The sequence below is a fragment of the Candidatus Methylomirabilota bacterium genome (genome assembly GCA_036005065.1).
GTDB lineage: Bacteria > Methylomirabilota > Methylomirabilia > Rokubacteriales > DASRDR01 > DASYQW01.
The window spans coordinates 1-2,637 of the sequence record DASYQW010000358.1 but is presented as its reverse complement, the minus strand read 5'-3'; the positions used below and the strand labels follow the sequence as shown (position 1 = coordinate 2,637).

At 68.1% G+C, this 2,637-nt stretch carries 2 protein-coding genes and 2 pseudogenes; all 4 read right to left on the bottom strand.

Annotation, left to right across the window (positions count from 1 at the left end):
• Positions 1-234: 234 nt before the first annotated feature.
• A pseudogene (rplM, locus tag VGW35_24240) lies at positions 235-645 on the bottom strand (50S ribosomal protein L13).
• 103 nt (positions 646-748) lie between these two features.
• Positions 749-1,495, bottom strand: a complete 747-nt coding sequence (gene truA / locus VGW35_24235) for a tRNA pseudouridine(38-40) synthase TruA (protein ID HEV8310781.1) — start codon at positions 1,493-1,495, stop codon at positions 749-751.
• A 27-nt stretch (positions 1,496-1,522) separates the two neighbouring features.
• A pseudogene (rplQ, locus tag VGW35_24230) lies at positions 1,523-1,873 on the bottom strand (50S ribosomal protein L17).
• 5 nt (positions 1,874-1,878) lie between these two features.
• On the bottom strand, positions 1,879-2,637 hold a 759-nt coding region (locus VGW35_24225), incomplete at its 5' end, for a DNA-directed RNA polymerase subunit alpha (protein ID HEV8310780.1).

Genomic DNA, 2,637 nt, shown 5'->3' with positions numbered 1-2,637 from the left:
CGTCGCCGCCTTGGCGGTGGTCCTCTTGGCCGCTTGAGACTTGGCCGCCGAAGCCTTCGACGTCGTCTTTGCCGTGGTCCGCTTGGCCGCCGACCGCTTGGCCCTCGGGCCGGCGGAGCCGGGCTTGGCTCCAGATCGCTTGGGTGGAGCCTTGGGCTGGGGGCCGGTCGGCGCCACCGGCGGCGGCTTCGGCAGCCCGCTCCACGTCGGGACCTGACCAAGCGAGAGCCGCTCCGGGTTCTGAGCCCGATGCGGGTGCTCGGGCCCCGCATAGACCTTCAGCTTGCCGATCATGGCTCGGCCCAGGCTGTTCTTGGGAAGCATCCCCCGGACCGCCTTCTCCACCGCGAACGCCGGTCTCGTGGCCAGGAGACGCGAATACGTGGTTTCGGTGAGCCCCCCCGGATATCCCGAGTGGCGCCGCGCCAGCTTCTTCTCCTCCTTGCCCCCGGTCAGCCGGACGCCCGAGGCGTTCACCACCACGACGTGATCACCCGTGTCCATGTGCGGAGCGAAGATCGGCTTGTGCTTGCCGCGGAGAATGGCCGCCACCTGAGTCGCCAGGCGGCCCAGGATGACGCCGCCGGCATCGATCAGATACCAGCGGCGTTCGATGTCGCGCGGCCTCGGCGTGTAGGTCTTCATACGTGAGAAAGGTCGGCCCGGACGAGCCGACGCCCCATGCTACCTGCGACTTTGCGACTCCGTCAAAGGCCGCCTCGGCTTGAGGCATCAGACGCCTTGATGTTCAGCGCCGGCCGTACGCCACGCGTTCGAGGGTCAGGCCGTGGGCGGGCGCCATCTGGGCGGCCGCCGAGCGGTCCCTCGCGGCCAGGATGGCAGGGACACGGTCCGGCTCGATCCTTCCCTCGCCCACCGCGACCAAGGTCCCCACCAGGCTCCGGACCATCTGGTGCAGGAACGCGTTGGCCCGGGCCGTGACCTCGACCAGACCCCCCGACCGGGCAATCGCCAGCCGCTGCAGGTTCCGGATCGTGGTTGATCCGTCCCTGGGCAGTCGGCAGAACGAGGCGAAGTCGTGTTCGCCCACCAACTCGCGGGCGGCCGCGCGCATCCGCGGGAGCGAGAGTTCGCCGGGCCGGTGCCACACGAACCGCGCGGTGAACGGATCAGGATAGGGCCCGGTCTCGATCCGGTAGCGATACTCCCGCGCCGTCGCGCTGTGTCGAGCGTGGAATCCGTCGGGCACGCCGCGCGCCTCGGTCACCACGACCTCCGGAGCGAGAAGGGCGTTCAGCCTCAGTTGCAGGCGGCCGACATCGACAACGTCGGCCGCCTGGAACGAAACCACTTGTCCCCGGGCGTGGACGCCGGCATCGGTCCGGCCGGCCACCGAGATCTTCGGGCGGTGTCTCAGGAACCGTTCCAGCGCAGTCTGGAGGACGCCCTCGACCGTGCGCTGCTCACGCTGCTTGGCCCACCCGCGGAACCCCGTGCCGTCATACGCGAGCGTCAGCCTGACGACGGGCGTCATGGCCGCCGAGGATGCCTACTCCTCCGAGGCGACGAGCTCGATACGTGCCATGGGCGCGCCGTCACCTTGACGAGCACCGAGCTTCAGGATCCGCGTGTACCCACCCGGCCGCTCGGCGTACCGGGGGCCGATGTCGGTGAAGAGCTTGTGCACGACGTCCCGGTCCGGAATCACCTTCAAGACCTCGCGGCGAGCGGCGAGGTCTCCTCGCTTCGCCGAGGTGATCAGCTTCTCGGCCAGCGGACGAACCGCCTTGGCTTTGGCCTGGGTCGTGTTCACTCGCTCATGCGTGAACAGCTGCGCGGCCAGCCCCGCGAGCAGGAGCCGCTGGTGCGCCGGACCGGCGCCCAGCCGGGGGCCGCGTTTGGGCCTCGGCATCGCTCCTACTCCTCCCGCAGTGACAGGCCGAGCTCGGCCAGCTTCGTCTTGACCTCGTCGATCGACTTCTGGCCGAAGTTGCGGATGTCCATGAGCTCGGCCTCCGACTTCTGGACAAGGTCGCCGACCGTGTTGATTCCCTCCCGTTTGAGGCAGTTGTAGGACCGGACCGAGAGGTTCAGCTCTTCGACCGTGATCCCATAGTCCGACGGAAGGGACTCGTCCTCTGCCTCCTTGACGTTCAAGCTGGGAGCCTCGGCCAGGTCGTAGAACAGCTGCACGAGGTCGACGAGGGTGCCGCCGGCGGATGCCACTGCCTCGCGGGGGCTGATCGAGCCGTCGGTCTCCACGTCGAGAATGAGCCGGTCCCGATCGGTCATCTGCTCCACACGGGTGTTCTCGACCGTGTACGAGACCTTGTGGACCGGCGAGAAGATCGAGTCCACGGGGATGACGCCGATCGGGTCCCGTGGCTTCTTGTTCCGCTCGGCCGGCCGATACCCGACGCCCCGCTCCACCACCATCTCGATCTCCAGGCTCCCGCCCTTAGCGACCGTGGCGATGTGCAGGTCGGTGTTGAGGATGTCTACGCCGGCGGGTGGGGAGACGTCCCCGGCCGTGACCTCGCCCGGGCCCTTCGCCTTGAGGTACATGGTGACCGGCTCCTCGACGTCGGTCCGAATCACGAGCTCCTTCAAATTGAGGATGATGTCGGTCACGTCCTCCGTGACCTTGGGGATGGTCGAGAACTCATGAAGCACGCC